This window comes from Vibrio rumoiensis 1S-45, from assembly GCF_000286955.2.
GTDB classification, from domain to species: domain Bacteria; phylum Pseudomonadota; class Gammaproteobacteria; order Enterobacterales; family Vibrionaceae; genus Vibrio; species Vibrio rumoiensis_A.
Genome location: NZ_AJYK02000027.1, coordinates 1 through 2,674, shown reverse-complemented (window position 1 = coordinate 2,674; position 2,674 = coordinate 1). Strand labels below are relative to the sequence as shown.

The 2,674-nt window shown below is 37.6% G+C and carries 4 protein-coding genes; all 4 read left to right on the top strand.

The window, feature by feature from the left end; translation table 11 throughout:
- Positions 1–765 (top strand): Kiwa anti-phage protein KwaB-like domain-containing protein (locus tag A1QC_RS04160; protein WP_017024869.1); only part of this gene is annotated, 765 nt, incomplete at its 5' end.
- Between the two features lie 11 nt (positions 766–776).
- The gene (locus A1QC_RS04155) at positions 777–1,766 is read left to right on the top strand and encodes a Fic family protein (protein ID WP_017024868.1); all 990 of its coding nucleotides are present in this window, start codon (positions 777–779) and stop codon (positions 1,764–1,766) included.
- Positions 1,767–1,916: 150 nt separating this feature from the next.
- Positions 1,917–2,222: a helix-turn-helix domain-containing protein gene (locus tag A1QC_RS04150; RefSeq protein WP_017024867.1), complete on the top strand. Its 306-nt coding sequence runs from the start codon at positions 1,917–1,919 to the stop codon at positions 2,220–2,222.
- 5 nt (positions 2,223–2,227) lie between these two features.
- Positions 2,228–2,515 carry a hypothetical protein gene (locus A1QC_RS04145; RefSeq protein WP_017024866.1) on the top strand — a complete coding sequence of 96 codons (288 nt, stop codon included), beginning with the start codon at positions 2,228–2,230 and terminating at the stop codon, positions 2,513–2,515.
- The last annotated feature ends 159 nt before the right edge of the window (positions 2,516–2,674 follow it).

The window sequence follows — 2,674 nt, the reverse complement described above, 5'->3', positions numbered from 1 at the left end:
AATAAAATTAATAGTGCAAATACAGTTTTAGACTATGATTTTAATACAGCAGATCTTGATGATAGTTTATTAAAAATTCCAGTTAATGAAACTGATTTTGATTTTATGTTGAAATCGATTGAAGCAGATGTTGAGCCGAAATTCATCGAGAATGAACAAGAATTGTTAGGCTCATGGGTTTATATCACTCGATTGGTCGTTAAAAATAAACCATCATTCTATTCGGTTAGAAAGGTATCAGATTCTTGGTCTACTAAGAAAGTGAATGGATTTGCAAATGCACTTTTTTCAAATAATGTTCTGGTTGATATTAAAGACGAAAATGTATTTAGGATCGATGGTAAGGTCGATTTTTTCTCTTACAATGAGCAAGTTTTTATTGCTAACAAAGTGAATTTCGAAAGTGCTTTAAATTTTCGTGTGGGAATGGAAAAAAATAGAGATCAAGTTGTTTTGGAATTTAAAAAGCAAGATCTTTTTGTTGATGCTGACGAGGTGAAAAATTTAGTTGGAAGCAATCTAAAAAGGCTTAGAAAATTATCACAAGTTAAAAATTCAGGTTATTACCGTGACCCATTATATTTAGCTCAGCTTAAAGTAGTTAGTGAAAATGAAGGTTGGGATATTAAATATAATGATGATGGAAAGCTACATGTGAGCGAACAAAGTATTGAATTAGTATTAAAGGTTCTGAATAACGATCGATTAAAGTCGATGATTAACCAAGAGGGATTTGATGTGGATGTTAAGCATAAAATTGGATAAAGGATCAAACCATGCCATATTCCCCACCATTTCAATTAACCCATACCATGATGCGGCTGGTGGCTGAGATTTCTGAATTGATCGGTAACTGGACGGCGCATAATCGAGATGATCTACAGCCTCAATTGCGTAGAGAAAATCGCATTCGTACTATTCAAGCTTCACTGGCGATTGAGCAAAATACACTAACATTAGAACAAGTGACTGCTGTTATTGAAGGCAAGCCGGTACTGGGGCATCCGAAAGAAATTCAGGAAGTTCATAATGCGTTAGAGACCTATGCGCAAATGCCTAAATGGAGTAAGGGGCAAGCAAACGATCTTCTTAATGCTCATCGATTGCTAATGAAAGGTTTGCTTAATGATGCTGGTCAATGGCGTTCTGGTGGTGCTGGCATTTATCGAGGTGAACAACTAGTTCATATGGCTCCACCAGCGAATCAAATCCCACGTCTAATGCACCAATTATTAGAATGGCTTGAAACAACAGATGCTCATCCTTTAATTGCTTCTGCTGCATTTCATTATGAGTTTGAATTCATTCACCCGTTTAGTGACGGTAACGGTCGAATGGGGCGTTTGTGGCAAACCTTGATACTGAGTGAATGGCAGCCGCTACTGGCTTATTTGCCCGTCGAAACCGTGATCAAATCTAGACAAGAAGAATACTACCAAGCATTTCGTGAAGCAGATGAAGCCACAGACTGTTCTCATTTTATTGAGTTTTTATTGCAAGCTTTAGCAACATCTTTGCAAGAAGCCATTTCTAATACTTCAACTAAAGCAAAAGTGAAGGTAGAAATGACGGTAAAAATGAAGGTAAAACCGGCGGAACAAATCATTGACCTATTAGCTAAAAATGGATCTTTAACGCTCTCGGAAGTTGCAGTGAAATTAGAACTTTCTAAAAGTACAGTTGAGAGAGCTGTCGCTAAGCTTAAGAAAGAAGGGAAACTAGAGTATGTAGGGCCGAGAAAGGGCGGTTACTGGCGGGTAATGTAGAGCCGGCATATATGTTGAGTTAAATTTTAAAGGATAGGATCTTGGTTCTATCCTTTTATTTAAAAACTCAAAACAACGCAATAGTTGTATTTTTGGTTTGTTACAACTATTGTGTTGTAATGAGGCGTGGCCAAGTTAATGAGTAAACGGATGAAGACGATTGAAGATATTGCACAGCTCCTTATCAAACAACGTAAAGATTTGGGTATGGAACAATCTGATATGCTGATGCGTATTGGTATGAAACAGCAGCAATACCAACGCATTGAAGCTGGGAGTGATATAAGGCTATCGACCTTACTTCGGGTGCTTGAAGGTTTAAATTTAGAGTTATCTATCACGCCAAAAGGACACAAACCTACTGAGAATGCTGACGTGACGTTAGGTGAGAAACCAGAGAATGGAGATCTAGTCGATGATACAGATGATCTGGATTTTTGGTTTAAATCGGAATAATACGTATGAGTAAATTAACGGAAAAAGTTGAAGGGCTTTATATACAGCTGCATGGCTTAAATGTGGCCGTTATTGCACATTACGCTGGTGGGAAAAATATACTGACGTTTTCGCCTGAATACTTAGCTATGCCGACCAGCTTGCGTCCCGTATTTACTCTGCGTCAGCTTCTTGATAAGGATTATCTACATAAAGTTCAAGTAAGGACAGAAAAAATTCCACCAGTTTTATCCAATTTATTACCCGGTGTGGCTTTTGCTCCGGCGCTTTATAAGTTCAGAGCTTTTCATTAGTAAAAATGAATCTGGATTTGGAGGTTGGGATTAGCTTGGATGCAATCACTGAAGGATATCTGCCTTATTTTCTATTTTTGTTATTATAGTAACAATTTATGGCTTTTCATATGCTTATTGGCTACTATGGTGGCAATTACCCCTATCATCCGTCTTGGG